The 23952-nt window shown below is 73.4% G+C and carries 21 protein-coding genes; 7 read left to right on the top strand and 14 right to left on the bottom strand.

Annotated elements, in window-relative coordinates; genetic code table 11:
* Nucleotides 1-80 precede the first annotated feature (80 nt).
* The 6 genes from pgi to ileS all read right to left on the bottom strand — a co-directional run bounded on the left by pgi (nucleotide 81) and on the right by ileS (nucleotide 8565).
* Nucleotides 81-1742 (bottom strand): glucose-6-phosphate isomerase, encoded by a 1662-nt coding sequence (gene pgi / locus ACFOY6_RS07950; protein WP_379650017.1) that lies wholly within the window; start codon nucleotides 1740-1742, stop codon nucleotides 81-83.
* A gap of 81 nt (nucleotides 1743-1823) precedes the next feature.
* Nucleotides 1824-3107 carry a M16 family metallopeptidase gene (locus ACFOY6_RS07945; protein ID WP_379632643.1) on the bottom strand — a complete coding sequence of 428 codons (1284 nt, stop codon included), beginning with the start codon at nucleotides 3105-3107 and terminating at the stop codon, nucleotides 1824-1826.
* Nucleotides 3104-4522 (bottom strand): M16 family metallopeptidase, encoded by a 1419-nt coding sequence (locus ACFOY6_RS07940; RefSeq protein ID WP_379650015.1) that lies wholly within the window; start codon nucleotides 4520-4522, stop codon nucleotides 3104-3106. The genes ACFOY6_RS07945 and ACFOY6_RS07940 overlap by 4 nt, the downstream gene beginning before the upstream one ends.
* A gap of 89 nt (nucleotides 4523-4611) precedes the next feature.
* Nucleotides 4612-5199, bottom strand: coding sequence for a DUF3035 domain-containing protein (locus ACFOY6_RS07935; RefSeq protein WP_109516763.1), 588 nt, complete (start codon nucleotides 5197-5199; stop codon nucleotides 4612-4614).
* Entirely contained in the window at nucleotides 5196-5693 is a 498-nt protein-coding gene (gene lspA / locus ACFOY6_RS07930) for a signal peptidase II (protein ID WP_109516764.1), read from the bottom strand. The genes ACFOY6_RS07935 and lspA overlap by 4 nt, the downstream gene beginning before the upstream one ends.
* A 40-nt stretch (nucleotides 5694-5733) precedes the next feature.
* Complete coding sequence (ileS, locus tag ACFOY6_RS07925; RefSeq protein ID WP_379650012.1) at nucleotides 5734-8565, bottom strand: isoleucine--tRNA ligase; 2832 nt, start codon at nucleotides 8563-8565, stop codon at nucleotides 5734-5736.
* Nucleotides 8566-8848: 283 nt separating this feature from the next.
* Here ileS and ACFOY6_RS07920 point away from each other — a divergent pair, with 283 nt between their 5' ends.
* Complete coding sequence (locus tag ACFOY6_RS07920; protein ID WP_109516766.1) at nucleotides 8849-9313, top strand: hypothetical protein; 465 nt, start codon at nucleotides 8849-8851, stop codon at nucleotides 9311-9313.
* Nucleotides 9314-9332: 19 nt separating this feature from the next.
* Here ACFOY6_RS07920 and ACFOY6_RS07915 read toward each other — a convergent pair whose 3' ends face one another.
* Nucleotides 9333-10250, bottom strand: coding sequence for a bifunctional riboflavin kinase/FAD synthetase (locus tag ACFOY6_RS07915; protein WP_379650010.1), 918 nt, complete (start codon nucleotides 10248-10250; stop codon nucleotides 9333-9335).
* A 28-nt stretch (nucleotides 10251-10278) separates the two neighbouring features.
* Complete coding sequence (locus ACFOY6_RS07910) at nucleotides 10279-10860, bottom strand: LOG family protein (protein ID WP_379650008.1); 582 nt, start codon at nucleotides 10858-10860, stop codon at nucleotides 10279-10281.
* 148 nt (nucleotides 10861-11008) lie between these two features.
* Between ACFOY6_RS07910 and ACFOY6_RS07905 the strand changes: the two genes are divergently transcribed.
* Complete coding sequence (locus ACFOY6_RS07905; RefSeq protein WP_379632648.1) at nucleotides 11009-12142, top strand: M20 family metallopeptidase; 1134 nt, start codon at nucleotides 11009-11011, stop codon at nucleotides 12140-12142.
* A gap of 131 nt (nucleotides 12143-12273) precedes the next feature.
* On the opposite strand, the gene ACFOY6_RS07900 is transcribed toward ACFOY6_RS07905, so the two are convergent.
* Nucleotides 12274-13281, bottom strand: a complete 1008-nt coding sequence (locus ACFOY6_RS07900) for a zinc-dependent alcohol dehydrogenase family protein (protein ID WP_379632650.1) — start codon at nucleotides 13279-13281, stop codon at nucleotides 12274-12276.
* A 118-nt stretch (nucleotides 13282-13399) separates the two neighbouring features.
* On the opposite strand from ACFOY6_RS07900, the gene ACFOY6_RS07895 reads away from it, so the two are divergent.
* The gene (locus ACFOY6_RS07895; RefSeq protein WP_379650005.1) at nucleotides 13400-15178 is read left to right on the top strand and encodes a monovalent cation:proton antiporter-2 (CPA2) family protein; all 1779 of its coding nucleotides are present in this window, start codon (nucleotides 13400-13402) and stop codon (nucleotides 15176-15178) included.
* 43 nt (nucleotides 15179-15221) lie between these two features.
* On the opposite strand, the gene ACFOY6_RS07890 is transcribed toward ACFOY6_RS07895, so the two are convergent.
* Entirely contained in the window at nucleotides 15222-15584 is a 363-nt protein-coding gene (locus ACFOY6_RS07890) for a DUF1428 domain-containing protein (RefSeq protein ID WP_379632656.1), read from the bottom strand.
* Nucleotides 15585-15655: 71 nt separating this feature from the next.
* On the opposite strand from ACFOY6_RS07890, the gene ACFOY6_RS07885 reads away from it, so the two are divergent.
* Nucleotides 15656-16108: a MarR family winged helix-turn-helix transcriptional regulator gene (locus tag ACFOY6_RS07885; RefSeq protein ID WP_109516773.1), complete on the top strand. Its 453-nt coding sequence runs from the start codon at nucleotides 15656-15658 to the stop codon at nucleotides 16106-16108.
* A gap of 26 nt (nucleotides 16109-16134) precedes the next feature.
* On the opposite strand, the gene ACFOY6_RS07880 is transcribed toward ACFOY6_RS07885, so the two are convergent.
* A complete protein-coding gene (locus ACFOY6_RS07880; RefSeq protein ID WP_379650003.1) occupies nucleotides 16135-17232 on the bottom strand; it encodes a M20 family metallopeptidase in 1098 nt (365 codons plus the stop codon).
* A 54-nt stretch (nucleotides 17233-17286) separates the two neighbouring features.
* Here ACFOY6_RS07880 and ACFOY6_RS07875 point away from each other — a divergent pair, with 54 nt between their 5' ends.
* Genes ACFOY6_RS07875 through ACFOY6_RS07865 form a run of 3 tightly spaced genes read left to right on the top strand, consistent with a single transcriptional unit; the run spans nucleotide 17287 to nucleotide 21034 of the window.
* Complete coding sequence (locus tag ACFOY6_RS07875; protein WP_379650001.1) at nucleotides 17287-18423, top strand: threonine synthase; 1137 nt, start codon at nucleotides 17287-17289, stop codon at nucleotides 18421-18423.
* Nucleotides 18420-19934 carry a M81 family metallopeptidase gene (locus ACFOY6_RS07870; RefSeq protein ID WP_379649999.1) on the top strand — a complete coding sequence of 505 codons (1515 nt, stop codon included), beginning with the start codon at nucleotides 18420-18422 and terminating at the stop codon, nucleotides 19932-19934. The genes ACFOY6_RS07875 and ACFOY6_RS07870 overlap by 4 nt, the downstream gene beginning before the upstream one ends.
* Nucleotides 19931-21034: an alanine racemase gene (locus tag ACFOY6_RS07865; protein ID WP_379649997.1), complete on the top strand. Its 1104-nt coding sequence runs from the start codon at nucleotides 19931-19933 to the stop codon at nucleotides 21032-21034. Before ACFOY6_RS07870 ends, ACFOY6_RS07865 begins: the two co-directional genes overlap by 4 nt.
* Nucleotides 21035-21068: 34 nt before the next feature.
* Here ACFOY6_RS07865 and ACFOY6_RS07860 read toward each other — a convergent pair whose 3' ends face one another.
* From ACFOY6_RS07860 to ACFOY6_RS07850, 3 genes are all read right to left on the bottom strand, one after another.
* Nucleotides 21069-21722, bottom strand: a complete 654-nt coding sequence (locus ACFOY6_RS07860) for a trimeric intracellular cation channel family protein (protein WP_379632665.1) — start codon at nucleotides 21720-21722, stop codon at nucleotides 21069-21071.
* A gap of 1 nt (nucleotide 21723) precedes the next feature.
* On the bottom strand, nucleotides 21724-22983 hold the full coding sequence (locus ACFOY6_RS07855; RefSeq protein WP_109516778.1) for an MFS transporter: 1260 nt from the start codon (nucleotides 22981-22983) through the stop codon (nucleotides 21724-21726).
* Between the two features lie 76 nt (nucleotides 22984-23059).
* Entirely contained in the window at nucleotides 23060-23908 is an 849-nt protein-coding gene (locus ACFOY6_RS07850) for a LysR family transcriptional regulator (protein WP_109516779.1), read from the bottom strand.
* Nucleotides 23909-23952: the final 44 nt, after the last annotated feature.

Below are 23952 nucleotides of genomic sequence, written 5' to 3'. Positions count from 1 at the left end.
GCCGCAGCCGCGCCCGGAAACGCTGCCGGAAAAGAGCCGCCGGATTGCCGGCCGGGGAAGGGCGTTCCCCCGGCGCCGCCTCAGTTCGGGTTGCCCTGCATGTCGCGGATGCGCGCGATCAGCCCCGCCGTGGAGGGGTCGTGCTCGCCCACGCGGCCCGCCGGCTCCAGCTCCGGCAGGATCGACTTGGCGAGCTGCTTGCCCAGCTCCACCCCCCACTGGTCGAAGGCGTCGATGTCCCACAGCGCGCCGAGGCAGAACACCTTGTGCTCGTAGAGCGCCACGAGCTGGCCCAGCGTGTAGGCGTCCAGCCGGTCCAGCAGCAGGGTGGTGCTCGGCCGGTCGCCGGGGAAGAGGCGGTGCGGCAGCAGCCGGGCGATCTCCTCGGCCGGGGTGCCGGCCTTCCGCATCTCGGCGGTCACCTCCGCCTCGGTGCGGCCGCGCAGCAGGGCCTCGGCCTGGGCCAGGCCGTTGGCCAGCAGCAGGCGGTGGTTGTCGGCATAGGGGTGGTTCGGGTTGGCCACCAGCACGAAATCGGCCGGCACGGGGGTGGTGCCCTGGTGCAGCAGCTGCATGAAGGAGTGCTGCGCGTTGGTGCCCGGCTCGCCGAAGATCACCGGGCCGGTGTCGTGCCGCACCGGCTCGCCGGCCAGGGTGACACGCTTGCCCAGGCTCTCCATCTCCAGCTGCTGCAGATGCGCCGGGAAGCGGGAGAGGCGGTGGTCGTAGGGCAGGATGGCATGCGCCTTCAGCCCCAGCCCGTTGACGTGCCAGGCGGTGATGAGCGCCAGCAGCAGCGGCAGGTTCTGCTCGGGCGGCGCGGTGAGGAAGTGCTCGTCCATCGAGCGGGCGCCGGCCAGCAGCTGCGAGAACTCGTCCCAGCCGCAGCCCAGCGCGATGGAAAGGCCGATCGCCGACCACAGGGAGAAGCGCCCGCCGACCCAGTCGTGGAAGCCGAACACCCGGTCCGGCATGATGCCGAAGGCCGAGGTGGCCTCGTGGTTGGTGGAGAGGGCGGCCATGTGCCGGCGCGCGCCGGCCTCGCCCAGGTTGCGCTCCAGCCAGCCGCGCACCACCCGGGCATTGGCCATGGTCTCGGCGGTGGTGAAGGTCTTGCTGGCCACCAGCATCAGGGTGCGGTGCGGGTTCAGCCGGGGGCGGATGGCCTCCCAGTTGTGCGCGTCGGCATTGGCCAGGTAGAGCGGCCGCATCGGCGAGCGGACCGTCCAGAGCGCCCGGCTGGCCATGAAGGGGCCGAGGTCGGAGCCGCCGATGCCGATGTTGATGACATCGGTGAAGGTCTCGCCGGTGGCGCCGCGAATGTCGCCGGTGTGGATGGCGCGGGTGAACTGCCGCATCCGCTCCAGCGTCTCCTCCACCGAGGCGCTGGCATCCTCGTAGCCGCCCTCGGGCAGGGCGGCGCGGAAGCCGGCGCTGCGCGGCGCCCGCAGCGCCATGTGCAGCACGGCGCGCTGCTCGGTCTGGTTGACGATCTGGCCGGCCGCCATGGCGTCGCGCCGCGCCGTCACCTGGGAGGCCTGCGCCAGCTCCAGCAGCGCCGCCAGCACCTCGGAATCGATCGAGGTCTTGGACATGTCGAGCAGGATGCCGCAGGCCTTGCGGTGGAAGCGCTGGAAGCGCTCCGGGTCGGCGTCGAACAGGGTCCGGATCGATCCGGCGCCGGGCCGCTGGGCCAGCGAATGGATCCGGGCCCAGGCGGTCTCGCGCGCGGAAAGCGTCATGCAGTCGGTCCCCAGTTCACTCCGTGAACGCAGGCTAGAGTGTCACCCGGGGGTGTCAAAGCCCCTTGCCGGACACCTACGCTACAGCCCCTCTGGCTGGCCTGCCACCGTCACGGAAAGCTGACCGGGAACGAGCAGGCGGGCCGCGAGTTTCGTCGCCTGATCGCGGCTGATGGCGGCCAGGCGGGCGGGGCGGCGCTCCAGCCAGTCCAGCGGGCGGCCGTTGCGGCGCATCGCCAGCAGGGTGGCGGCGATTCGGCGGCTGTCGGTGAACTGGAGCGGCTGGCTGCCGGTCATGTAGGCCACCGCCTCCTCCATCTCCTCCGCCGTCGGGCCCTGCTCGGCCATGCGCTTCCACTCGGCGCGCAGCACGCCGAGCAGCTCGGCCACCCGCGCATTGACCGTGGCGCAGGAGCCGGCCAGCACGCTCTGGCCGAACAGCACGTCGAGCCCGGCGCCGATGCCGTAGGTCAGGCCCCGCTCCTCGCGGATGCTGCGGGTGAGGCGGGCGGTGAAGCCGCCGCCGGCCAGGATGCGCAGCACCACCTGCGCCGCCTCCCAGTCCGGGTCGTCCACCGGGAGGCCGGGCTGGCCGAACAGCACGAAGGATTGCGGCGAGGCCACCGGCACCACCTGGGTGCCGAACTGGCGGAAATCCGGCAGCGGCGGCGGCGCGGGCGGCGCGCCTTCCGGCAGGGCGCCCAGCAGCTCGGGCAGCAGCGCGGCCAGCTCCGCCGCGGTGATGGCGCCGGAGGCAGCCACCAGCAGCCCCTCCCGGCCCTGGGGGCCACGGCGCAGATGGCGGCCCAGCGCGGCGCGGAGCTGCTCCACCGTCAGCGCGGCCAGGCTTTCCTCCGTGCCGCCGGAGGGGCGGCCGGCGGGATGGTCGGGGTAGCCGGCGGCCCAGAAGGCGCGGGCGCCACGGCCGCGCGGCCCTTCCAGCGACTGCCGGGCGCGGGCGATGGCGCGGGCGCGCAGCCGCGCCACGTCCGGCTCGGCCAGGGTGGGCGCCGTCATCGCCAGCCGGGCGAGGCGCACCGCCTGCGGCAGGGCGGGGGCGAGGGCGCGCAGGCTGCCGTCGAAGCTGTCGCGCGAGGCGCTGAAGTCGAGGCCGATGCCCTCGTCGCGCAGCGCATCGGCGAAGGCCAGGGCGGAGAGGTCGCCGGCGCCCTCGGTCATCAGCGCGGCGGCGAGCGCCGAGGCGCCCTCCTGCCCCTTGGGGTCGAGCGAGGCGCCGCCGGGCCAGGACCAGGCGAGGCTGACCACCGGCACCGAATGGTCCTCGGCCAGCCAGGCGGTGAAGCCACCGCCCTCCACCACCTGGATGGGCAGCGAGAAGCCGGGGGCGTTCGGGTCGGCGCTCATGCCGCGCCCTCCGGCAGCAGCCAGCCGCTCATCGAGGGGCGGGCCAGCACGGCGCGGGCCGCCGCCTCCACCTGGGCGCGCGTCACGGCGCGGATGCGGGCGGGCCAGTACTCGATGGCCTCCAGCGGCAGGCCGGTGGCGAGCGCGCCGCCCAGGATGCGCGGCGCGGTGCCCAGACTGTCCAGCGCCAGCAGCGTGCCGGCGGTGAGCTGGCGGATGGAGCGGGCCACCTCCGCCTCGGTCACGCCCTTCTCCAGCAGCGTGCCGATGCAGGCGCCGACCGCCTCCTCCAGCTTCGCCGTGGTGGTCTCGCGGCGGGGGGTGACGAACAGCTCCAGATTGCCCACGCCGATGGCATCCCCGTCGTAGCCGCAGCCGGCGGAGACGGCGAGGCCGCTCTGCACCAGCGCCTCGTGCAGGCGGGAGCCCTGGCCGCCGCCCAGCAGGTGGGAGAGCACCTCCAGCGGGTAGGCGTGCTCGCTCGGCGTGGCGCCGGTCAGGGTGGGGGCCACCCAGCCGCGCAGGAAGGCGGCCTCCTGCACCGTGGGGTCGCGGCGCATCAGCCGCTCCTCGCGCGGGGCGTCGGGGGCGGGGGCGCGGTTGCGGCGGCCCTTGTCGTAGGGGGCGGGGCGGCCCTGGATGCCGCCGTAATCGGCCACCGCCAGCTTCTCCAGCGCCTCGCGGCCGATGGCGCCGGTCACCACCAGCGTGGCGTTGGCGGGGGTGTAGTAGGTGCGGAAGAATTCCAGCATGTCGCCGCGCGAGAGGCTGGCGATGTCCTCGGGCCAGCCGATCAGCGGCCGGCCGCGCCAGTGCTGGCGGCCCCAGAAGGCGGCATCCCAGTCCTCGCGGAAGCGGCCGCGCGCGGTGCTCTCCACGCGCTGGCGCCGTTCCTCCTGCACCACCTGCCGCTCGGCCTCGATCTCGTCGGCCGGGAACAGGGCGCTGGCCATGCGGTCCGCCTCCATGCCCGCCACCAGGGCGAGGCGGGTGGCCTCCACATGCTGGTGATAGGCGGTGACGTCGCGCGAGGTGAAGGCGTTGTCCTGCCCGCCCTCCCGCGCCACGCGGCGGGAGAAGGCGCCGGAAGGCACATTCGGGCTGCCCTTGAACATCATGTGCTCAAGGAAATGGGCGAGGCCGGACTTGCCGGCCGGGTCCTCGCCGGCGCCGACGCTGTAGAACACGTAGTGCGCCACCACCGGCGCGCGCCGGTTCTCGGCATGCACCACGGTCAGCCCGTTCGGCAGCGTCCAGAGACTGGCGCCGAACAGCGGCTTCTCCGCCGGCAGGGCGGCGGGCGCGGCAGGGGGTGGGGAAGCCGGCTGCGCCTGGCTCCGCGCGGGCGGCAGCACGGCGAGGGCGGGGAGGGCGGCAGCGGCCGTGATGGCCGCGCGACGGGAGAGGGCGCACATCGCCGCCTCACATGGGGCGTCCCCCGCCATGCCGCCAGGGCCGGCGGGCGACGGCCCGCCGCTCTCCGGCAGATCCGGCGCCGGGCCGTTCAGAACAGCCTCTCGAACAGGCCCTCGCGGCGCCGCTGGATCACCGGGGTCTCGCCATCCACCGGCTCGCGGCCGAGGGCGGAATTCTCGCGCAGGCGCTGCGACTCGCGCTGCGGGTCCACCGCCACGCCGGGCGCCGGGGCGTCGCGCCAGAACATCAGCCGGTCCACCACGCTGCGGTCGGGCTGGTCGAGGCGGGTGCTCTCCTCGTCCACCTGGCCGCGGATGCCGGTGGGGACGCGCGGCCCGGCCTCGGCCAGCAGCGCCATCTCGCCCGAGGAGGGGGCGCTGGAGGCGCCGACGCCGAAGGCGGCGCCTGGCGCCACCGTGGCCTCGCCGGCGGCGCGGCCGCGCAGCTCCTGCGGGCGGGGGGTGCCGGGCCGCGGCGGCGGCAGGTCCCCCAGCGTCGGCGGCAGGGAGAGCGGGGCGCGGGTGACCACGCTGAACTCGTCCGGCGCGTCGCGCGTGAAGCCGAGGGTGCGGGCCGTGTCCGAGCCGCAGCCGGAGAGCAGCAGACCGCAGGCGAGCGGCAGGAGGGCGGCGCGGGCCCCGGGAAGAGCCGGGATGCGGAAGGGGAGCAGCCTCATGGCGTTTCCTTAGCCGTCTGTCGGGGGCGGAACAAGGCGTCGGCGATCAGCGCCACCACGCCGAGCACAATGGCGGCATCGGCGAGGTTGAACACGTACCAGTGGAAGGAGCCCACCCAGAAATCGGCGAAATCCACCACCGCGCCGAAGCGCAGCCGGTCGATGACGTTGCCGATGGCGCCGCCGACGATGCCGCCGAGCGCCACGGCGGTGAGGCGGTTCTCGGCCCGGGCCAGCCAGCGCAGCAGGAAGGCGACGACGGCCAGCGCCAGCAGGGCGAGGCCGGCGCGGTGCCAGACCGTGTCCCCCGCCAGCAGGCCGAAGGTGACGCCGCGGTTCCAGACCATGGTGAAGTCGAAGCCGAAGCTGCCGAAATCGAGCAGCTTCACCTGGAAGCGCTCCGGCAGGCGCAGCACCTCCAGGACCCACCACTTGCTGGCCTGGTCGGCCACCAGCAGCCCGGCGGCGATCGGCAGCCCCAGCTTCAGGCTCATGCGCCCAGGCTCACGCCGCTCGGGCTCATGCCATTCGGGCTCATGCGGCGGCGCTCTCCACCACCGCCTCGCAGCGGCGGCAGAGGGTGGGGTGGGCGGCTGAGGCGCCGACCTCGGGCAGAACGCGCCAGCAGCGCTCGCATTTCTGGCCGGGCGCGAGGTCGGTGGCGACCTCGGGCTGCGCCTCGCCGGGCGGCTCGATGGCCACCTCGGAGACGATCAGCACCTCTTCCCACAGTTCCGGCGGCAGCAGCCGGGCGGCCTCGCCTGCCGCGCCGAAGCGCACCCGCGCCTGCAGCGAGGAGCCGATGCGGCCCTCCTTGCGGTCCAGCTCCAGCAGCTGGGTGGCGCCGCGGCGCGCTTCCCGCACCTGTTCCCATTTGGCGGCCAGCGCCTCGTCCCGCCACTCCGCCGGCACGGCGAAGAAATCCTCGAGGTGGACGGAGCCATCCTCGGAGGGGAAGCGGGCCAGCCAGGCCTCCTCCGCCGTGAAGGGCATGACGGGGGCGAGCCAGGTGGTCAGGCAGCGGTGCAGCGCGTCCAGCACGGTACGGGCGGCGCGGCGGCGCGGGCTGTCCGCCGCGTCGCAGTAGAGGCTGTCCTTGCGGATGTCGAAGTAGAAGGCGGAGAGGTCCGTGGCGCAGAAGGCGTGGATCTCGGGGTAGACGCCGTTCCAGTCGTAATCCCGCACCGCCTTGCGCAGCCGGCCGTCCAGCTCGGTCAGGCGGTGCAGCACCCAGCGCTCCAGCTCGGGCAGCTCGGCATGGGGGAGCTTCTCGCCCTCCTCGAAGCCGTCGAGGTTGCCGAGCAGCCAGCGCAGCGTGTTGCGGATGCGGCGGTACAGCTCCGCCTGCTGCGCCAGGATGTTCTTGCCGATGCGCAGGTCGTCCGCCGTGTCCGAGTTCATCACCCAGAGGCGGAGGATGTCGGCGCCGTACTGCTTCGTCACCTCCTGCGGCGCGGTGACGTTGCCGAGCGACTTCGACATCTTCCGGCCGGTCTCGTCCAGGACGAAGCCGTGCGTCAGGATCGCCTTGAACGGGGCGTGGCCGTTGGCGCCGACGCTCTCCAGCAGGGAGGAGTGGAACCAGCCGCGATGCTGGTCCGAGCCCTCCAGGTAGAGGTCGGCCGGCACCGGCAGGCCGCGGTCGCGCAGCACGAAGGCGTGGGTCGAGCCGGATTCGAACCAGACATCGACGATGTCCATCACCTGCTCATAGGCGTCCGGGTCACGGTCCGGGCCGAGGAAGCGGGCGGCGGCGCCGGGCCTGTACCAGGCATCCGCGCCTTCCTCGGCGAAGGCGGCGCAGACGCGGTCCAGCACCGCCTGGTCGCGCAGCACCTCGCCGGTGCGCTTCTCGACGAAGACGGCGATGGGCACGCCCCAGGCGCGCTGGCGGCTGATGCACCAGTCCGGCCGCGCCGCCACCATCGAGCCGATGCGGTTGCGGCCCATGTCCGGCACGAAATGCGTCTCGGCGATGGCCTGGAGCGACTTGGCGCGGATCTGGTTGGCATCGTCCATGGCGATGAACCATTGCGGCGTCGCGCGGAAGATCACCGGCTTCTTCGAGCGCCAGCTATGCGGGTAGCTGTGGGTGATGAAGCCCTTTCCGGCGAGGTGGCCGGTGGCCTCCAGCGCCGCCCACACCGCGTCATGCGCCTTGAACACGTGCAGCCCCGCGAAGCCCGGCGCCTGCACCGTGTAGGTGCCGTCATCCCCCACGCATTCCGGCACGGCGATGCCATGGGCGCGGGTCAGGTGGAAATCGTCCTCGCCATGGGCGGGGGCCATGTGGACAAGGCCGGTGCCCGCCTCGGTGGTGACGAACTCGCCCTCCAGCAGCGGCACCTCGAACTGGTAGCCGCCCTGGTTTCCTTCCCAGCTCCGCAGCGGGTGGGCCGCGATGGCGCCGGCCAGCTCCGTGCCCTTGAACACGCGCGTCACGCTGAAGGCGGCCAGCCCCACCTCCTTGGCGAAGGCGCCGATCAGCGCCTCGGCCACGATGAAGCGCTGGCCGGGGCGGACCAGGGTGGTGCCCTCCGCCACGCCATCCACCGTCAGCAGCGCGTAGTCGATCTCCCCGCCATAGGCGAGCGCGCGGTTCGCCGGGATGGTCCAGGGGGTGGTGGTCCAGATGACGGCCTCGGCGCCCACCAGGTCCGGGGCGGCCGCCGTCACGATGGGGAAGCCGGTGTAGAGGATGGCCGACTTGTGGTCGTGGTACTCGACCTCAGCCTCGGCCAGGGCGGTCTTTTCCACCGGGCTCCACATCACCGGGCGCAGGCCGCGGTAGAGGGAGCCGTTCATCAGGAACTTGCCGATCTCGCCGGCGATGGCGGCTTCCGAGGGGAAGTCCATGGTGGCGTAGCGCCCGGCCCAGTCGCCGGCGACGCCGAGGCGCTTGAACTCCTCGCGCTGCACGTCCAGCCAGTGGGCGGCGTAGGCGCGGCATTCGGCGCGGAACTCCAGCACCGGCACGGCGTCCTTGTCCCGCCCGCCCTGGTACTTGCCCTTGGGGTTGCGGTACTCCTCCTCGACCTTCCACTCGATCGGCAGGCCGTGGCAGTCCCAGCCGGGGATGTACTCGGCGTCCTTGCCGCTCATCTGGGCGGCGCGGTTGATGACGTCCTTCAGCACCTTGTTCAGCGCGTGGCCGATATGCAGCGCGCCATTGGCGTAGGGCGGGCCGTCATGCAGCACGAATTTCTCCCGCCCCGCCGACTGGGCGCGCAGGCGGTCCCACAGCCCGATCTTCTCCCACCGCTCCAGCCAGCCGGGCTCGCGCTTCGGCAGGTCGCCGCGCATCGGGAAGGGGGTCTGCGGCAGGAACACGGTGCCGCGGTAGTCGCGGCCAGGAGCGTCGGTCATCGGGAGGTCCACATGCCGCCAGGGTGGGCGGGCTTCAGGGCATGAAGAAGGCAGCGCGCGTCGGCGAACCCGGCCCTCGCCAGGAAGCCTGGCCGAGGACCGGGCAGCTAATTCGCGCCGCCAGCAGGGGCGCCTGCGGCCGAGGCTGCGTCCGGGACATGGCGGCGTTTTGCGACCCCGCGCGGCAGGGGTCAAGGGAGACTCGGCGCCGCTTGCCGGCGGCGCCGGGCCGCGCCAGATGCGGGAGCCCCCTCCGCCGGACCCCTTTTGCCGGAGCCCGCCCATGCCCCCGCTCTTTCTCGACCTCGACGGCGTGCTGGCCGATTTCGACCGCGGCGTGCACGCCATCACCGGCCAGCGGCCCGAGGCGCTGCCCCTCAGGACCATGTGGGCCGCGCTCGCCCGCGCGCCGCGCTTCTTCGAGACGCTGGAGTTCATGCACGACGCGCAGGAGCTCTGGCGCTTCTGCGCGCCCTGCCACCCCACCATCCTCACCGGCCTGCCGCTCGGCGCCTGGGCGCCGGAGCAGAAGCGCCGCTGGGTGGCGCGGATGCTGGGGGCGCATGTGCCCGTCATCACCTGCATGAGCCGCGAGAAGCCGCGCTGGTCCGGGCCGGGGCATGTCCTGGTCGATGACCGGGCGAGCGCCGCCGAGGGGTGGGAGAAGAAGGGCGGCGTCTTCGTGCATCACCGTTCGGCGGCGGGCAGCATCGCGGCGCTGCGGGCGCTGGGCTTCGGGAAGGAATAGGGCCCTTCCCGCCGCGCCTTCAGCCCAGCAGCAGGCGGCGGGCCTCGGCGGCGTCGGCCCCGATCTGCGCCACCAGCTCCGGCAGGCCGGCGAAGCGCTTCTCGGGGCGGAGGAAGTGCAGCAGCGCCACCGAGACCTCCTGCCCGTAGAGGTCGCCCTGGTAGTCGAAGAGATGCGCCTCCACCCGGCTTTCCGTGCCGCCCACGGTGGGGCGCAGCCCGATATTGGCCACCCCCGGCACCACCTGCCCATCGGCCAGCGAGGCGCGGATGGCGTAGACGCCGCGCGCCGGCTCCAGGTGCCGCCCGAGCGGGATGTTGGCGGTGGGGAAGCCGATGGTGCGGCCGCGCTTGTCGCCATGGCTCACCGTGCCGCAGATCTCCCACGGCCGGCCGAGCTTCTGCGCGGCGCGCTCCGGGTAGCCATCCTGCAGCACGCGGCGGATGCGCGAGGAGGAGAGGGGGCCGCCCGCATCCGTCACCGGCGGCACCACGGAGAGGCCCATGCCTAGCGCCTCGGCCCGTGCGGCGAGGAAGGCCACGTCGCCGCCGCGGCGGTGGCCGAAGGCGAAATCGGCGCCGCAGGAGAGATGGCGGGCATCGAGCGCGCCGTGCAGCACCTCGGAGACGAAGGCCTCCGCCGGCATGGCGGCCAGGGCGGCGTCGAAAGGCAGGGCCAGCACGAAGTCGGCGCCCGCCGCCATCAGCGCCCGCGCCTTGGCCTCGGCCAGGGTGAGGCGGAAGGGCGGGTCGTCGGGGCGGAAATGCTCGCGCGGGTGCGGCTCGAAGGTCAGCGCCACCAGCTTCAGCCCGGGCCGCGCGGCATGGGCGGCGCGCAGCACGGCGCGGTGGCCGAGATGCACGCCGTCGAAATTGCCGAGCGCCACGGTGGCGCCGCGCGCGGCCTCGGGGATGGCTTTCCAGTCCGAGAGGATCATGGCGGGGCGGCACCCATCGCGGCGGGGCTCAGCGCTGCGTCTTCTCGGCCCATTTCTCCACCGTCACCGGCGTGAAGCGGGCCAGCGCCTCCAGCGCCGCGTCCGGGTTCTCGGCGAAGGTGACCATGGCGCGGTGCTTCTCGTGCAGGAAGCCCTCGGCCACCATGTGGTCGAACACCGACGACAGGCTCTGCCAGTAGCCGGCGGTGTCGAGGAAGACGAGGCCCTTGTCGTGGATGCCGAGCTGCGTCCAGGTGAAGGCCTCCACCGCCTCCTCCAGCGTGCCGATGCCGCCCGGCAGCACGACGAAGCCATCCGCCAGGTCGGCCATCATCGCCTTGCGCTCATGCATGGTGGAGACCACCCGCAGGTCGGTGATGGCGCCATGCCCGACCTCGCGCTTCATCAGCGTCTCGGGGATGATGCCGATGACCTCGGCGCCGCCGCGCATGGCGGCGTCGGCCACGATGCCCATCAGCCCGACATGGCCGCCGCCATAGACGAGGCCGAGGCCCTGCGCCGCGATGGCGCGCCCCATGGCGCGGGCGGCGGCGGCATAGGCCGGGTTCAGGCCGGGGTTGGAGCCGCAGAACACACAGACACGCTTCATCGGCACAGTCATTCCGGTTGGCCGCCAGGCCGGGTTCGCCCGGCCGCCGGGGAAAGAAGACCAATGCCTTAGCGGCGGGCGCCCGGATGGACAAGCCGGCCATGGGGCGCGACAACCGCCGGCCCAACCGGAAGGAGCGAACGGCCCCATGCCTGTCACCGAACTCGGCACCAGCGAACGCCTGCTGGAGGAACTCCGCGGCTGGGTGGAGCACGAGACCCCCACCACCGACCCCTCCGCCATCAACGGGCTGATGGACAAGGCCGAGGCCGAGCTGCGCGCGGTGGGCGCGGTGGTCGAGCGCATCCCCGGCACGCGCGGCTTCGGCGACCACCTGGTGGCGCGCACCCCCGGCGCCGGAAAGCCCGTTCTGGTGGCCGGCCACCTGGACACGGTGTGGGACCACGGCACGCTGGCCAACACCATCCCCTTCCGCGTGGAAGGGGAGAAGGCCTATGGCCCCGGCATCTACGACATGAAGGCCGGCAGCTTCTTCGCCTTCCACTCGGTGCGGGAGATCCTGCGGCAGAAGGTGGCGACGAAGAGCCCCATCACCCTGCTGCTGACCTCGGACGAGGAGGTGGGCAGCGGCACCAGCCGGGCGCTGATCGAGCGCGAGGCGGCGGGCGCCTGCGCCGTGCTGATCCCGGAGCCGGCGGGCGGGGCGGACAAGTGCTGTGTCACCGCGCGCAAGGGGGTGGGGCGCTTCACCATCCGCGTGCAGGGGCAGAGCGCCCATGCCGGCGGCAACTGGCAGGACGGCGCCAGCGCCGTCGTCACCCTGGCGCGGCTGATCGGGCGGATCCATGCGCTGGTGGACCTGCCCGGCGGCACCACCACCAACTGCGCGCCCATTTGGGGTGGCACCCGGCCCAACGTGATCCCGAACGAGGCGGGGTGCGAGGTGGATTTCCGCGTCGCCACGCTGGAGGACGGGGCGCGCATCGAGGCCGCCATCAAGGCCATGGCCGGCGCGCAGCCCGAGGGCACCACGGTGGCCGTGGAGGGCGGCCTCAACCGCCCGCCGATGGAGGAGGGGCCGGGCAACCTGGCGCTCTACGCCCGCGCTCGGGAGATCGCCGCCCGGCTCGGCTACGACCTGCCGAAGCAGCACCGTGGCGGCGGCTCGGACGGCAACTTCACCGCCGCCATGGGCGTGCCCACGCTGGACGGCCTCGGCTGCTCCGGCGCCGGCGCCCATGCGGAGTTCGAGCACATCCTGTGGCGCGAGCTGGCGCCGCGCTGCGGCACGCTGTGCGAGCTGCTGGAGACGCTGGAGTAAGAGAAGAACCTTCTTTTTCTGAAGAAAAAGAAGCAAAAAGACTTTGTCAGTTTGGCGTCCCGCCTCGCCATCAGCGTGACGCCAACTGACAGAAGTTTTTTGGTTCTTTTTTCCAAAAAAGAACGGCTTTCTTAGAACTCCAGGCAGATCTTCCCGAAATGCGCCCCCGCCTCCTGGTGGCGGAAGGCGTCCGAGATTTCCTCCAGCGTGAAGCTTCGGTCGATCACCGGCCTCACCGCGGTGGCCTCCAGCGCCCGCACCAGTTGCTGCTGCTGCCGCCGGCTGCCGACGATGAGGCCCTGCAGCCGCGCCTGCTTCGCCATCAGCGCCGCGGTCGGCACCTCCCCGCCGCGCCCGGTGAGCACGCCGATCAGCGAGATGTGGCCGCCGACGCGCACCGCCTGGATGGATTGCGCCAGGGTGCCCGGCCCGCCCACCTCCACCACGTGATCGACGCCGCGCCCGCCCGTCCAGTCCCGGGCCCGGCGGCCCCAATCCTCGTGCTCGCGGTAGTTGAGGGTGTGCGCGGCGCCAAGGGCGCGGGCGCGCTCCAGCTTCTCGTCCGAGGAGGAGGTGACGATCACCTGCGCCCCCATCATGCGGGCGAATTGCAGCGCGAAGATCGAGACGCCGCCGGTGCCCAGCACCAGCACCACCTCGCCCGCCTTCAGCGCGCCATCGCCCACCAGGGCGCGCCAGGCGGTGAGGCCGGCGGTGGTCAGCGTCGCCGCCTCGGCATGGCTCCAGCCGCGTGGCGCGCGGGTGAACCAGGTGGCGGGGCGAACCACCGCCTGCCGCGCATAGCCGTCCACCCCGTCGCCGGGCACGGTGGAGAAGTCACCGAGCGTCGCCGCGCCGTCCATCCAGGTGGGGAAGAACACCGAGACCACATGGTCCCCCGGCGCGAACTCCGCCACGCCGGCACCCACCGCCTCCACCACGCCGGCGCCGTCCGACATGGGGATGCGGCCATTCGCCGTCGGCATCCGCCCGGCCACCACGCCGTAATCGTGGTAGTTCAGCGAGCTGGCGTGGAGGCGGACACGGATCTCGCCGGGGCCGGGAGCGCCGGGGTCGTCCATCTCCGCCCGCTCCAGCCGGTCCAGCCCGCCGGGGGCGTGCAGCACAATGCCTTTCATCGAAGGCTCCTCTTCACTTGTCCGGTGTGACGGGGAGGAAATGGGCCGCCGGCGGCATCGTTGCAGGGTGGTGCGCGGGGTGCCCTAATCAGGCCCTCCACCTGCAGGGAACATCCTCATGGCCGAGGCCAGCCATCTTACCCCCATCCTGGCGCCCATGGTGTTCCTGGGCGCGGCGGTCATCGCCGTGCCGCTGGCCAAGCGGGCGGGTCTCGGCTCGGTGCTGGGCTACATCGCGGCGGGCATCGTCATCGGGCCCTGGGGGCTCGGGCTGTTCGGCGAGCCGGAGCGGGTGGCCGGCATCGCCGAGTTCGGCATCGTGCTGCTGCTGTTCATCATCGGGCTGGAGCTGAACATCGGCCGGCTCTGGGCGCTGCGGCGGGACATCCTCGGCCTCGGCACGGCGCAGGTGCTGCTCTGCGCCGCGCTGCTGGCGCCGCTGCCCTGGCTGCTCGGGCATGGCTGGGCGGCCGCGGTGGTGGCCGGGCTGGGGCTGGCGCTCTCCTCCACCGCCCTGGTGATGCAGCTGCTGGAGGAGAAGGGCGAGCTGGAAGCGCCGCATGGCCGCACCGCCTTCGCCGTGCTGCTGCTGCAGGACCTCGCCATCGTGCCGCTGCTGGCGCTGGTGGCCTTCCTCTCGCCGCACCCGGCGGTGGCGGAGCATCCGGCCTGGGTGGGGGTGGCGCTGGGCTTAGGCGCGGTGGCGGCGGTGGTGCTGGCGGGGCGCTACCTGCTCAACCCGCTCTTCGGCCTGCTGGCCCGCTCCGGCGCGCGCGAGATCATGACCGCCGCCGCCCTGCTGGTGGTGCTGGGCGCCGCCGGGCTGATGGCGCTGGCCGGCCTCTCCATGGCGCTCGGCGCCTTCCTGGCCGGCGTGCTGCTGGCCGAATCCAACTACCGGCACGAGCTCGAGGCGGATATCGAGCCGTTCCGCGGCCTGCTGCTCGGCCTGTTCTTCCTCTCGGTGGGGATGAGCGTCGATCTCGGCGTGGTCTGGGCGCAGGCGCCGCTGCTGCTGGCCGGCGTGCTGCTGCTGGTGGCGCTGAAGGCGCTGGCCACCTATGGCGCGGCGCGTGCCTTCGGCCACCCGCCGGCCACCGCGCTGCGCGTCGGGCTGGTGCTGGCGCAGGGCGGCGAGTTCGGCTTCGTGCTCTATTCGGCGGCCGCGGCGGCGGGCGTGATGGCGCCCTCGCTCGCCAGCCTGCTGGTGGCGCTCGTCACCCTCTCCATGGCCACCACCCCGCCGCTGCTGCGGCTGGCGCCGCGCCTGCTGGCGCTGTGCCGCCGCCCGATGCCGGAGGAGGACTACTCCGACGCGCGCGGCAGCGTGCTGGTGGTGGGCTTCGGCCGCTTCGGCCAGCTTGTCTCGCAGGTGCTGCTGCGCCAGGGCCTCTCGCTCACCCTGCTCGACAACGACACCCACCGCATCCAGGAGGCGGGCCGCTTCGGTGCCCGCGTGCACTACGGCGACGGCACGCGGCTCGACGTGCTGCGCGCCGCCGGCGCCGGGCGGGCGCGGATGATCGTGGTCTGCACCGACCGGCCGGAGGTGACCGACCGCGTGGTGGCCGTGGTGCAGGAGGCCTTCCCCGAGACGCCCTGCCTGGTGCGTGCCTATGACCGGGTGCACGCCCTGGCGCTGATGGCGCGCGGCATCGAGGCCCCGGTGCGCGAGACGGTGGAATCGGCGCTGCTGCTGGGGCGGGAGGCGCTGCTGGCGCTCGGCCTGCCGCGCGAGGAGGCGCAGACAGCGGAGCACGCGGTGCGGCTGCGCGACCGCGAGCGGCTGGCGGCTCAGGCGATGGGCGGCCCGTTCATCGGGCCGGAGCCGCTGACGCCGCCGCGGCCGCAGCACGCCCCCGGGCAACCGGCCCCCGAGGCCGTGCCGGGGGAGTGAGGCGCCCGCGCGGCCCCGGCAGGCCTGCCGCCGGAGGGCGGCCTCAGCTGTCGAGGAGGGTGGTGAAGCCGCCATAGATCATGCGCTTGCCGTCGAAGGGCATGGGCGTCTCGCCGCTCATCATGGCCTTCATGCGCGGGTCGGACATGACGCGCGCATGCACCGTGTCGCGCACCGCCTTGCTCGGGAACTCCATCCAGCTGAAGACAACGGTCTCGCCCGCCTCCGCCTTCACCGCGCCGCGGAAGTCGGTGACCTTGCCATCCGGCACGTCGTCGCCCCAGCATTCCACCACGCGGGTGGCGCCGAACTCGCGGAACAGCGCCGCCGCCTCGGCGGCGTGGCGGCGATAGACCTCCCTGTTGCCGGCCGGCACGGCCAGGACGAAACCTTCCACATACTGCATGCCTGCTTTCCTTCCCTGCTCTCCGGGCGTTGCGCCCTTGATTTTTACGTTGATATCAACATAAACACCGCATGTCAAAACATGTGCCCTACGCAACGACGCTGGAGGTGCGGGATGCCTGCCTCTGCCTGCATACGCAGCGCGCGGCGCGCGCCCTGGCCCGCCGCTTCGACGAGGCGCTGCGCCCGCTGGGGCTGACCAGCGGCCAGTTCTCCCTGCTGATGGCGCTGAACCGGCCGGAGCCGCCGCCCCTCGGCCCGGTGGCGGCGCTGCTGGCCATGGACCGCACCACCCTGACCGCAGCACTGAAGCCGCTGGAGCGGAACGGGCTGGTGGCCATCGGCACCGACCCGCAGGACCGCCGCAGCCGCCGCCTCTCGCTGACGGAGCAGGGGCAGGCGGTGCTGGCCCGCGCCGTGCCGGCCTGGCGCGCGCTGCATGGGGTGGTGGAGGCGGAGCTGGCCGCCGCGCCGGCGCCGGTGCCGCCCGATGCGCTGCGCGCGGCGCTGCGCGCGCTGTCCTGAGGCCCCAGCCGCCCGTCAGCCGCCCGTCAGCCGCCCATCAGCCGGTGGAACACCGGCACCGCCGCCGCCAGCCGCGCCAGGTGGGCGCGCTCGCGCGGGGAGTGGGCGGTGTCCATCACATCCGGGCCCAGGATCACGCAGGGGGCGATCTCCTGCAGCTCGCTGGCATCGGTGCCGAAGGGGCGGGTCTCGGCGGCGTGGCCGGTGGCGGCCTCGGCGGCGCGGATGAAGGGGTGGTCGGCAGGCGTCTCGGGCGGGCGGCCCTGGCGGATGACGTCGAGCGTCACGCCGGCCCGCGCGGCGGCCGCCTCCACCGCCGCCACGATGGGGCTGGGGTCGATGCTGCGGCTGTAGCGGAACTTGATGCGCGCGGTGGCCTTCGGCACCGTCACGTTCATCGCCGCGCCGTGGTTGTCGAGCACCAGGTTGAAGTCGCTGAAGGGGGGCGCGTAGGCGGCGTCGTGCAGGCTGGCGTCCGCGCGCAGCCGCTCGGCCAGCGCCTGCATCTCCACCAGGAAGGGGATCAGCGCCCAGTTGGCGTTGCGGCCCACGCCGAGCGAGGAATGCGCCTGCACCCCCTCCGCCACTGCGATGAAGTCGATGTTGCTGCGGTGGCCGCGCACCGGCAGCATCCCCGTGGGCTCGGCCACCACGATGCCGCGTGGCGCCGCCTGGCGGGCGAGCGCGGAATGGTCGGCGATGCGGCGCGCGCCCATCTTGGTGGTCTCCTCGTCGGTGGTGATGAGGAGGGTGGCGGGCAGGTGCGCCGGCAGGGTGCGGGCGGCCACGATGCAGGCGGCGAGCGGCCCCTTCATGTCGGCCGCGCCGAGGCCGTGCAGCACGCCTTCCGCGTCGATGCGGCCCGAGAAGGGGTCGTCCGTCCAGCCGGTGTCCGGCACCGTGTCCATATGGCCGGACAGCGCCACCCCGCCGGGCGGGCCGCGATGCGCGACGATCACCTGCTTGGCCACGCCGGCGGCGTCCGCATAGTCGAGCCGCTCCAGCGCGAAGCCCTCCAGCTCGGCCGCGATGCGGTCGGCCACCGCGCGGTTGGAGACAAAGCTGCGGCTGTCCAGGCGGACGAGGTCGGCGGCGAGGCGGGCGACGGCATCGGCGTGTTGCATGGGGCAAGGGGGTACCCTTGCCGGGCGCGCCTGCGCAAGCCAGGGTGTCTCATCATGCCGAACGCCGCCTATCTCGACCCCCGCTCCGGCCGCACCTGGCCGCTCGACACCCCCCGCTGGTGTGGCCCCGAGGGCCAGCCCCTGCTGCTGACCGACCTGCCCGGCATCACCCGGGCCGACATCGCCGGCGGGGAGCGCAGCCTGTGGCGCTATGCCGCCGCGCTGCCCTTCATGCCCGCGGCGCCGATCAGCCTGGGCGAGGGCTGCACCCCCCTGCTGCAAGGGGAGTGGGCCGGCGCGCCGGTGCGCTTCAAGTGCGAGTGGTTCATGCCGAGCGGCAGCTTCAAGGACCGGGGCGCCTCGGTGATGCTCTCGCTGCTGCGCGACCAGGGCATCGAGGCGGTGCTGGAGGACAGCTCCGGCAATGGCGGCGCCGCCATCGCCACCTATGCCGCCGCCGGCGGGATGCGCGCCAAGATCATGGTGCCGGCCTCGACCAGCCCGGCCAAGACCGTGCAGTCCCGCGCCATGGGCGCCGGCATCCAGCTGGTGCCGGGCAGCCGGCAGGATTGCGCCGACGCGGCGCTCGCTGAGGGCAGCGACCCGGCGGCGGAGATCTTCTACGCCAGCCACAACTGGCACCCCTTCTTCCTGCACGGCACCAAGACACTGGCCTACGAGCTGTGGGAGGATCTCGGCTTCCGCGCGCCGGACAATGTCATCGTCCCCTGCGGTGCCGGCTCCAACGTGCTGGGCTGCGGCATCGGCTTCGGCGAGCTGATGCGGGCGGGGGAGATCGGACGCCTGCCGCGCATCTTCGCCGCGCAGCCGGAGAATTGCGGCCCGATCGCCCGCGAATGGCTGGGCGAGGACGCCGCCGACCCGATCCCCACCATCGCCGAGGGCACCGCCATCGCCCAGCCGCTGCGCCGGGCCGAGGTGCTGGCGGTGCTGCGCGAGAGCCGGGGCGGCGCCGTGCTGCTGAGCGAGACCGAGATCGTCCGCGCCACGCGCGGCTTGGCGCGGCGCGGCCTCTACGTCGAGCCGACCTGCGCCCAGGCCGCCGCCGCCTTCGGCCGGCTGCTGGAGGACGGCACCATCCGCGAGGAGGAGACCACCGTGGTGGTGCTGACGGGCAGCGGCCTGAAGGCCACGCAGCGCCATGCCGAGCTGGCGGGGGTGAGCCTGTGACCGCCGCCCCGCGCATCGCCCTGCTGGGCTTCTCGATCGAGTGCAACCGCTTCGCCCCCGTGGCGCGGCGGGAGGATTTCCGCTGCTGGCTGGAGGGGGAGGCGATCCTGGAGGATGCCCGCTCCGCCACCCCCGTGGCGCTGGCCGAGATGCCGGGCTTCGTGGCGGAGATGGACGCCGCCGGGCCGTGGCGGCCGCTGCCCCTCCTGCTCGCCATGGCCGAGCCGAACGGGCCGGTGGAGCAGACGCTGTTCGACGCCATGCTGGCACAGTGGCGCGCCGGGCTGGAGGCGCTGCGCGGCGCGGTGGATGGCGTCTATTGCGTGATGCACGGCGCCGGCCTCGCCACGGAGATGGACGACCCCGAGGGCGCGCTGCAGGCGCTGATCCGCGACGTGCTGGGCGAGGGCGTGCCGCTGGTGTGCAGCTACGACCTGCACGCCAATGTCTCGGACGGCATGGTGCGCGACTGCGACGCCTTCGTGGGCTACCGCACCAACCCGCATCTGGACATGCGCGAGCGCGGCGCCGAATCCGCGCAGCTGATGCGCCGGCTGCTGGCGGGCGAGCGCTTCCACCGCGCCTTCCGCCGGCTGCCCATCGTGGCGCCCACCGTCAGCCTGCTGACCGCCCACGGCCCCTATGCGGAGGTGATTGACCTCGGGCAGGAGCGGCTGGCGGAACTGGGGGCAGAGCGCGTGGCCAATGTCTCGGCCATGGCGGGCTTCGCCTATGGCGACACGCCCGTCAACGGCTTCGCCGTCATCGTCACCGGCCCGGACGCGGCGGCCTGCGAGGCGCTGGCCACCGAGCTGGCCGAGGCCGCCTGGGCGCGGCGCGACCGCTTCGTGGCGAAGCTGACCTCGCTGGCCGAGGCGGTGGAGCGCGCGCAGACCTCCGAGGTGCCGCTGGCCTTCGCCGATGTGGCGGACAACCCGGGTGGCGGCGGTGGCGGCAACACCATGTTCATCCTGCGGGCCTTCCACGAGGCGGGGGTGCAGGGCGCGATCTTCGGCGTCATCCACGACCCCGCGCTGGCCGCCGAGGCGCATGCGCTGGGGCAGGGCGCCCGCTTCACCGCCCGCTTCAACCGGGGCAAGGCGGGCGAGGGCTTCGCCCACCCCTTCACCGCCGAGGCGGAGGTGGTGGCGCTCTCGGACGGGCGGGTGACAGGGCGGCGCGGCATCTTCGCCAACACCGCCATGCGGCTCGGCCCCACCGCCGCGCTGCGGATGGGCGGCATCACCGTGGTGGTCATCAGCCGCCGCACGCAATGCGCGGACCCGGCCTTCCTCGAGCATCTGGGCCTCGACATCGGCGCGGCGCGGGCGGTGGTGGTGAAGTCGCGCGGGCATTTCCGCGGCGGCTTCGACGAGTTCTTCTCCAGCAGCCGGATCGTCGAGGTGGACGCGCCCGGCCTGACCTCTCCCATCCTCGACCGCTTCGCCTGGACCAGGCTGCCGCGCCCCGTGCTGCCGCTGGACCCCGAGACGCGCTGGAGCCCCGCATGACCACGCTCGACGACCTGCCCACCCCGGCCCTGGTGCTCGACCTCGGCATCCTGAAGCGCAACCTGGCGCGCATGGCGGCGGCGGTGGCGCGCCACCCCGGCGTGGTGCTGCGCCCGCACATGAAGACCGCCAAGAGCCTGGAGGTGGCGGCGCTCGCCGCCCCCGGCCACGGCCCCATCACCGTCTCGACGCTGGCCGAGGCGCGCTACTTCGCGGAAGGCGGCTACCGGGACCAGATCTACGCCGTGGGCGTCACGCCGCGGAAGCTCGATGCCATCGCCGCGCTGAACGCCGCCGGCGCCGCCGTGAAGGTGATCCTGGACGATGCCGAGGTGGCGCGCGCCGTGGCCGCGCATCCCGGCCCGCTGGCGGCGCTGGTCGAGGTGGATGTGGGCGAGGGCCGGGGCGGCGTGGCGCCTGATTCCGCCCTGCTGCCGGAGCTGGCGGCGATCCTCGGCCCGCGCCTGGCCGGCGTGATGACCCATGCCGGGCATTCCTATGCCGGGCGTTCGGCGGCGGAGATGGCGCGTATCGCCGAGACGGAGCGGGCGGGCGTCACCGGGGCGGCGGAACGGCTGCGCGCGGCCGGGCACAGGGTCGGCATCGTCTCGCTCGGCTCCTCCCCCACGGTGCTTTATGCCGAGCGGCTGGATGGCGTGACCGAGGTGCGGGCGGGCGTCTACATGTTCGGCGACCTGTTGCAGATGCAGCTCGGCGTGCATGAACCGGAGGACATCGCGCTGACGGTGCTGGCCAGCGTCACCGGCCGCAAGCCGGAGCGGCAGGCGGTGCTGCTCGATGCCGGGGCGCTGGCGCTGTCGAAGGACCGCAGCACCCAGGCCGCACCGCGCGACTACCAGTTCGGCCGGGTACTGGGCGCGGATGGCACGCCGTGCTTCGGCGAGGCGCTGGTGGTGCGCACCCACCAGGAGCATGGCGAGGCGCGCGGCGGCGAGGGCCTGCTGGACCTGCACCTGGGCGACCTGGTCCGTGTTGCCCCCAACCATGCCTGCCTGACGGCGGCGGCCTTCGACCGCTACCACGTGGTCGATGGCAGCCGGCAGGTCGTGGCGGTATGGAACCGCATCAATGGCTGGTAAAAACTGACAGAAAAAAGAAGGGGTCCAGGGGAATTCATTTCCCTGGCCTTTGGTCCGGATAATCCCGCCCCGCCCTGGATTTATAGGTGGGCAGCGACCAGCTCCGCCGCAGCGCCGCCGCCCGGATGAGGAAGGCGGCGCCCATGCCCGCGCACACCGCCAGGGCGCGGTCGGTGCCGGCCAGGGTGAGCGCCACGAACAGCGCGGCCCCCGCCGCCGCCGCCGTGGCGTAGATTTCCTTCCGCAGGATCAGCGGCAACTCGCCGCAGATCACGTCGCGCAGGGCGCCGCCGAAGGTGGCGGTGATCATGCCGAGCAGGATGGCCGCCCAGGGGCTGGCGCCCGCGCCGAGCGCCGCCTCCGCCCCCAGCACGGCGAAGAGCGCCATGCCCACCGCATCGGCCCAGAGCAGCGGCACGAAGCGCCGCTCCACCCGGTGCGCGGTGAAGAACACCGCCAGCGCCAGCAGCGCCACCATCAGCGCCAGCCCCGGCGTGCCGAGCCAGGCCGCGGTGCGGCCCAGCAGCACGTCCCGCACCGTGCCGCCGCCGAAGGCGGTGGTGGCGGCGATCAGGATGAACCCCACCGGGTCCAGCTGCTTGCGCGAGGCCACCAGCGCGCCGGAGATGGCGAAGGCCGCCGAGCCGGCCCAGTTCAGCACCTCCAGCAGGAGGCCGAGGCCGGACACGCTACTCGGCGGGGGCGGCGGTGGGGGCGCGGCTGGCGCGGACGCTGCCGCGCGCCCCGCCCATGCAGAGCAGCGAGAGGCCGAGCAGCACCGCCACCAGCGGCAGCACCAGATGCGGCAGCCCGGCATCGAGCAGCAGGCCGAAGGGCACCGGCGTCAGCGCGCCGCCCAGCGGCAGGCCGGCGGAGATGAAGCCGAACACCTTGCCGATCTGCCCGGGCGGCGCCGCGTCCTTCACCATGACGTCGCGCGGGGTGCGGCTGGCGCCCAGCGCGAGGCCCGCGCCGAGGGCCAGCGCCACGGCCAGCGGCCCGGGGATGGGCAGCGCGCCGAGCGCCAGGATCAGCGTCATCGCCACCAGGGTCAGGCCGATGACGAAGGCGCCGTGCCGCGTGTAGCGGTCGGCGAACCAGCCGCCCACCAGCACGCCGCCGGTGGCGCCCATCATGTAGCCGGTGAGCGCCATGGAGCCCATGGCGATGGGGATGCCCCAGAGCTGGTCCAGCACCGTGATGACGAAGGCCTGGATGCCCGAGCCCGCCATGGAGGAGAGCAGGAAGAAGGCGAAGAACAGCAGCATGGGGCGGGAGAGCAGCACCGCCGCGCCGCCCTCGGCCGCCTTGGCCCCGCGCGCCTTCGGCTGGTCGGCCAGGATGCGGCTCTGCAGCAGGATGGCGCCCACCACCGGCAGGCCGAGCAGCCCCACCAGCATCAGCCCCCAGCGCCAGCCCATGGTGGCGGCCAGGGCCACGATGATGGGCGGCGCCAGCGCGAAGCCGAGATTGCCCGTCAGCGTGTGCCAGGCGAAGGCGCGGCCCATGCGCGCCTTGTTGATGGAGCCGGCGAGGATGGCGTAGTCGGCCGGGTGGATGACGCTGTTGCCGATGCCCGAGAGCATGGCCAGCCCCAGGATCACCCAGTAGCTGGGCGCGAAGGCCATGGCGGAGATGGAGAGCGTCATCAGCAGCGTGCCGCCGATGAGGTAGGGGCGCGCCCCGTGCCGGTCCACCAGGAAGCCGACCGGCGTCTGCAACAGGGCGGTGACGCCGCTCATCAGCGCGACCGACAGGCCGAGCGCCGCGTAGGAGACGCCGAACTCCTCGCGCCAGATGGGGAAGAGCGGCGCCAGGCACAGCATGTAGAAATGCGACAGGAAATGGCCGGTGCCGATCAGGCCGATGATGCGCCAGTCCCGGTCGGGCGGCGGCGGGAGAGGCTCTCCGGGGCGTGGATGCGACGTGTCGGGGCCGGGCGTGGCCATGGTGTTTCCTCGGGCGCGGACTGCCGGGCAAGGCTGCGCCCGGGCCGCGTGGCCTGTCAAACCGGCGGGGCGCCGTTCAGCCGCCCAGGCTCTCGCGGATCAGCGCGATCAGCGGCTCGACGAGCTGTGTCTGGTTGGTGGCGTCGCCGAACACCGCCATCTCGGCCACGCCGAGGCCGGGCAGGCCGGAAAGCTCGGCCAGCCCCTCCGGCAGGCCGGAGCGGCCGAGCACCGTGGCGGCCAGCCCCGCCTGCGCCGCCGCCGCCACGCCGAGCAGGCTGGCCGAGACATAGACCACCTCGAAGGCCAGCCCGGCGCGGGCCAGCGCGGCCAGCGCCCGGTCGCGGAACATGCAGCCCTGGGGCAGCATGGCCACGGGGAGCGGGCGGCCCTCGGGCGGCATCCAGCCGGGCGGCGCCACCCAGACGATCGGCTCAGTCCAGATCGGGCGGCCCTCCGTCTCGCCCTCGCGCCGCTTGCCCAGCACCAGGTCCAGCGCGCCGCGCTCCTGCGAGGCGCGCAGCTCGTGGCTGCGGCCCACCTCGATCTCCAGCCGCAGCTCGGGGAAGGTGCGGGCGAAGCGGGCCAGGATCGGCGCCAGGTTGCGCGGCACGAAATGGTCCGCCACGCCGAGCCGCAGCCGGCCCGTCACGGGCGGTGCCACCAGCCGGCGCACCGCCTCGTCGTTCAGCGCCAGCATGCGGCGGGCATAGGCCAGCAGCGTCTCGCCCTCCCGCGTGAGCGCGATGCTGCGGCTGGTGCGCTCCAGCACGCGCTTCTGCAGCAGCTCCTCCAGCCGCTTCACCTTCAGGCTGACGGCCGATTGCGTCAGGCCCAGCGCCGCGGCGCCGGCGGTGAAGCCGCCGCGCTCGGCCACCTGCACGAAGCAGCGCAGCAGGTCGAGGTCGAGATCGGGGATGCGCATGGCGCCAGCTTTCGCCCGTGCCGGCGCCGGCGGCAAGCGGGCAT

Source organism: Teichococcus aestuarii, from assembly GCF_042651065.1.
Lineage (GTDB): Bacteria > Pseudomonadota > Alphaproteobacteria > Acetobacterales > Acetobacteraceae > Pseudoroseomonas > Pseudoroseomonas aestuarii.
Note: the sequence above shows the minus strand (reverse complement) of the source record. Positions and strands in the feature narration are given on the sequence as shown.

Excerpts from the sequence above, each read along its gene's own strand:
- pgi (WP_379650017.1), bottom strand. The coding sequence starts at position 1,742 with ATGACGCTTTCCGCGCGCGAGACCGCCTGGGCCCGGATCCATTCGCTG.
- ACFOY6_RS07945 (WP_379632643.1), bottom strand. The coding sequence starts at position 3,107 with ATGAGCGCCGACCCGAACGCCCCCGGCTTCTCGCTGCCCATCCAGGTG.
- ACFOY6_RS07940 (WP_379650015.1), bottom strand. The coding sequence starts at position 4,522 with ATGTGCGCCCTCTCCCGTCGCGCGGCCATCACGGCCGCTGCCGCCCTC.
- ACFOY6_RS07935 (WP_109516763.1), bottom strand. The coding sequence starts at position 5,199 with ATGAGGCTGCTCCCCTTCCGCATCCCGGCTCTTCCCGGGGCCCGCGCC.
- lspA (WP_109516764.1), bottom strand. The coding sequence starts at position 5,693 with ATGAGCCTGAAGCTGGGGCTGCCGATCGCCGCCGGGCTGCTGGTGGCC.
- ileS (WP_379650012.1), bottom strand. The coding sequence starts at position 8,565 with ATGACCGACGCTCCTGGCCGCGACTACCGCGGCACCGTGTTCCTGCCG.
- ACFOY6_RS07920 (WP_109516766.1), top strand. The coding sequence starts at position 8,849 with ATGCCCCCGCTCTTTCTCGACCTCGACGGCGTGCTGGCCGATTTCGAC.
- ACFOY6_RS07915 (WP_379650010.1), bottom strand. The coding sequence starts at position 10,250 with ATGATCCTCTCGGACTGGAAAGCCATCCCCGAGGCCGCGCGCGGCGCC.
- ACFOY6_RS07910 (WP_379650008.1), bottom strand. The coding sequence starts at position 10,860 with ATGAAGCGTGTCTGTGTGTTCTGCGGCTCCAACCCCGGCCTGAACCCG.
- ACFOY6_RS07905 (WP_379632648.1), top strand. The coding sequence starts at position 11,009 with ATGCCTGTCACCGAACTCGGCACCAGCGAACGCCTGCTGGAGGAACTC.
- ACFOY6_RS07900 (WP_379632650.1), bottom strand. The coding sequence starts at position 13,281 with ATGAAAGGCATTGTGCTGCACGCCCCCGGCGGGCTGGACCGGCTGGAG.
- ACFOY6_RS07895 (WP_379650005.1), top strand. The coding sequence starts at position 13,400 with ATGGCCGAGGCCAGCCATCTTACCCCCATCCTGGCGCCCATGGTGTTC.
- ACFOY6_RS07890 (WP_379632656.1), bottom strand. The coding sequence starts at position 15,584 with ATGCAGTATGTGGAAGGTTTCGTCCTGGCCGTGCCGGCCGGCAACAGG.
- ACFOY6_RS07885 (WP_109516773.1), top strand. The coding sequence starts at position 15,656 with ATGTCAAAACATGTGCCCTACGCAACGACGCTGGAGGTGCGGGATGCC.
- ACFOY6_RS07880 (WP_379650003.1), bottom strand. The coding sequence starts at position 17,232 with ATGCAACACGCCGATGCCGTCGCCCGCCTCGCCGCCGACCTCGTCCGC.
- ACFOY6_RS07875 (WP_379650001.1), top strand. The coding sequence starts at position 17,287 with ATGCCGAACGCCGCCTATCTCGACCCCCGCTCCGGCCGCACCTGGCCG.
- ACFOY6_RS07865 (WP_379649997.1), top strand. The coding sequence starts at position 19,931 with ATGACCACGCTCGACGACCTGCCCACCCCGGCCCTGGTGCTCGACCTC.
- ACFOY6_RS07855 (WP_109516778.1), bottom strand. The coding sequence starts at position 22,983 with ATGGCCACGCCCGGCCCCGACACGTCGCATCCACGCCCCGGAGAGCCT.
- ACFOY6_RS07850 (WP_109516779.1), bottom strand. The coding sequence starts at position 23,908 with ATGCGCATCCCCGATCTCGACCTCGACCTGCTGCGCTGCTTCGTGCAG.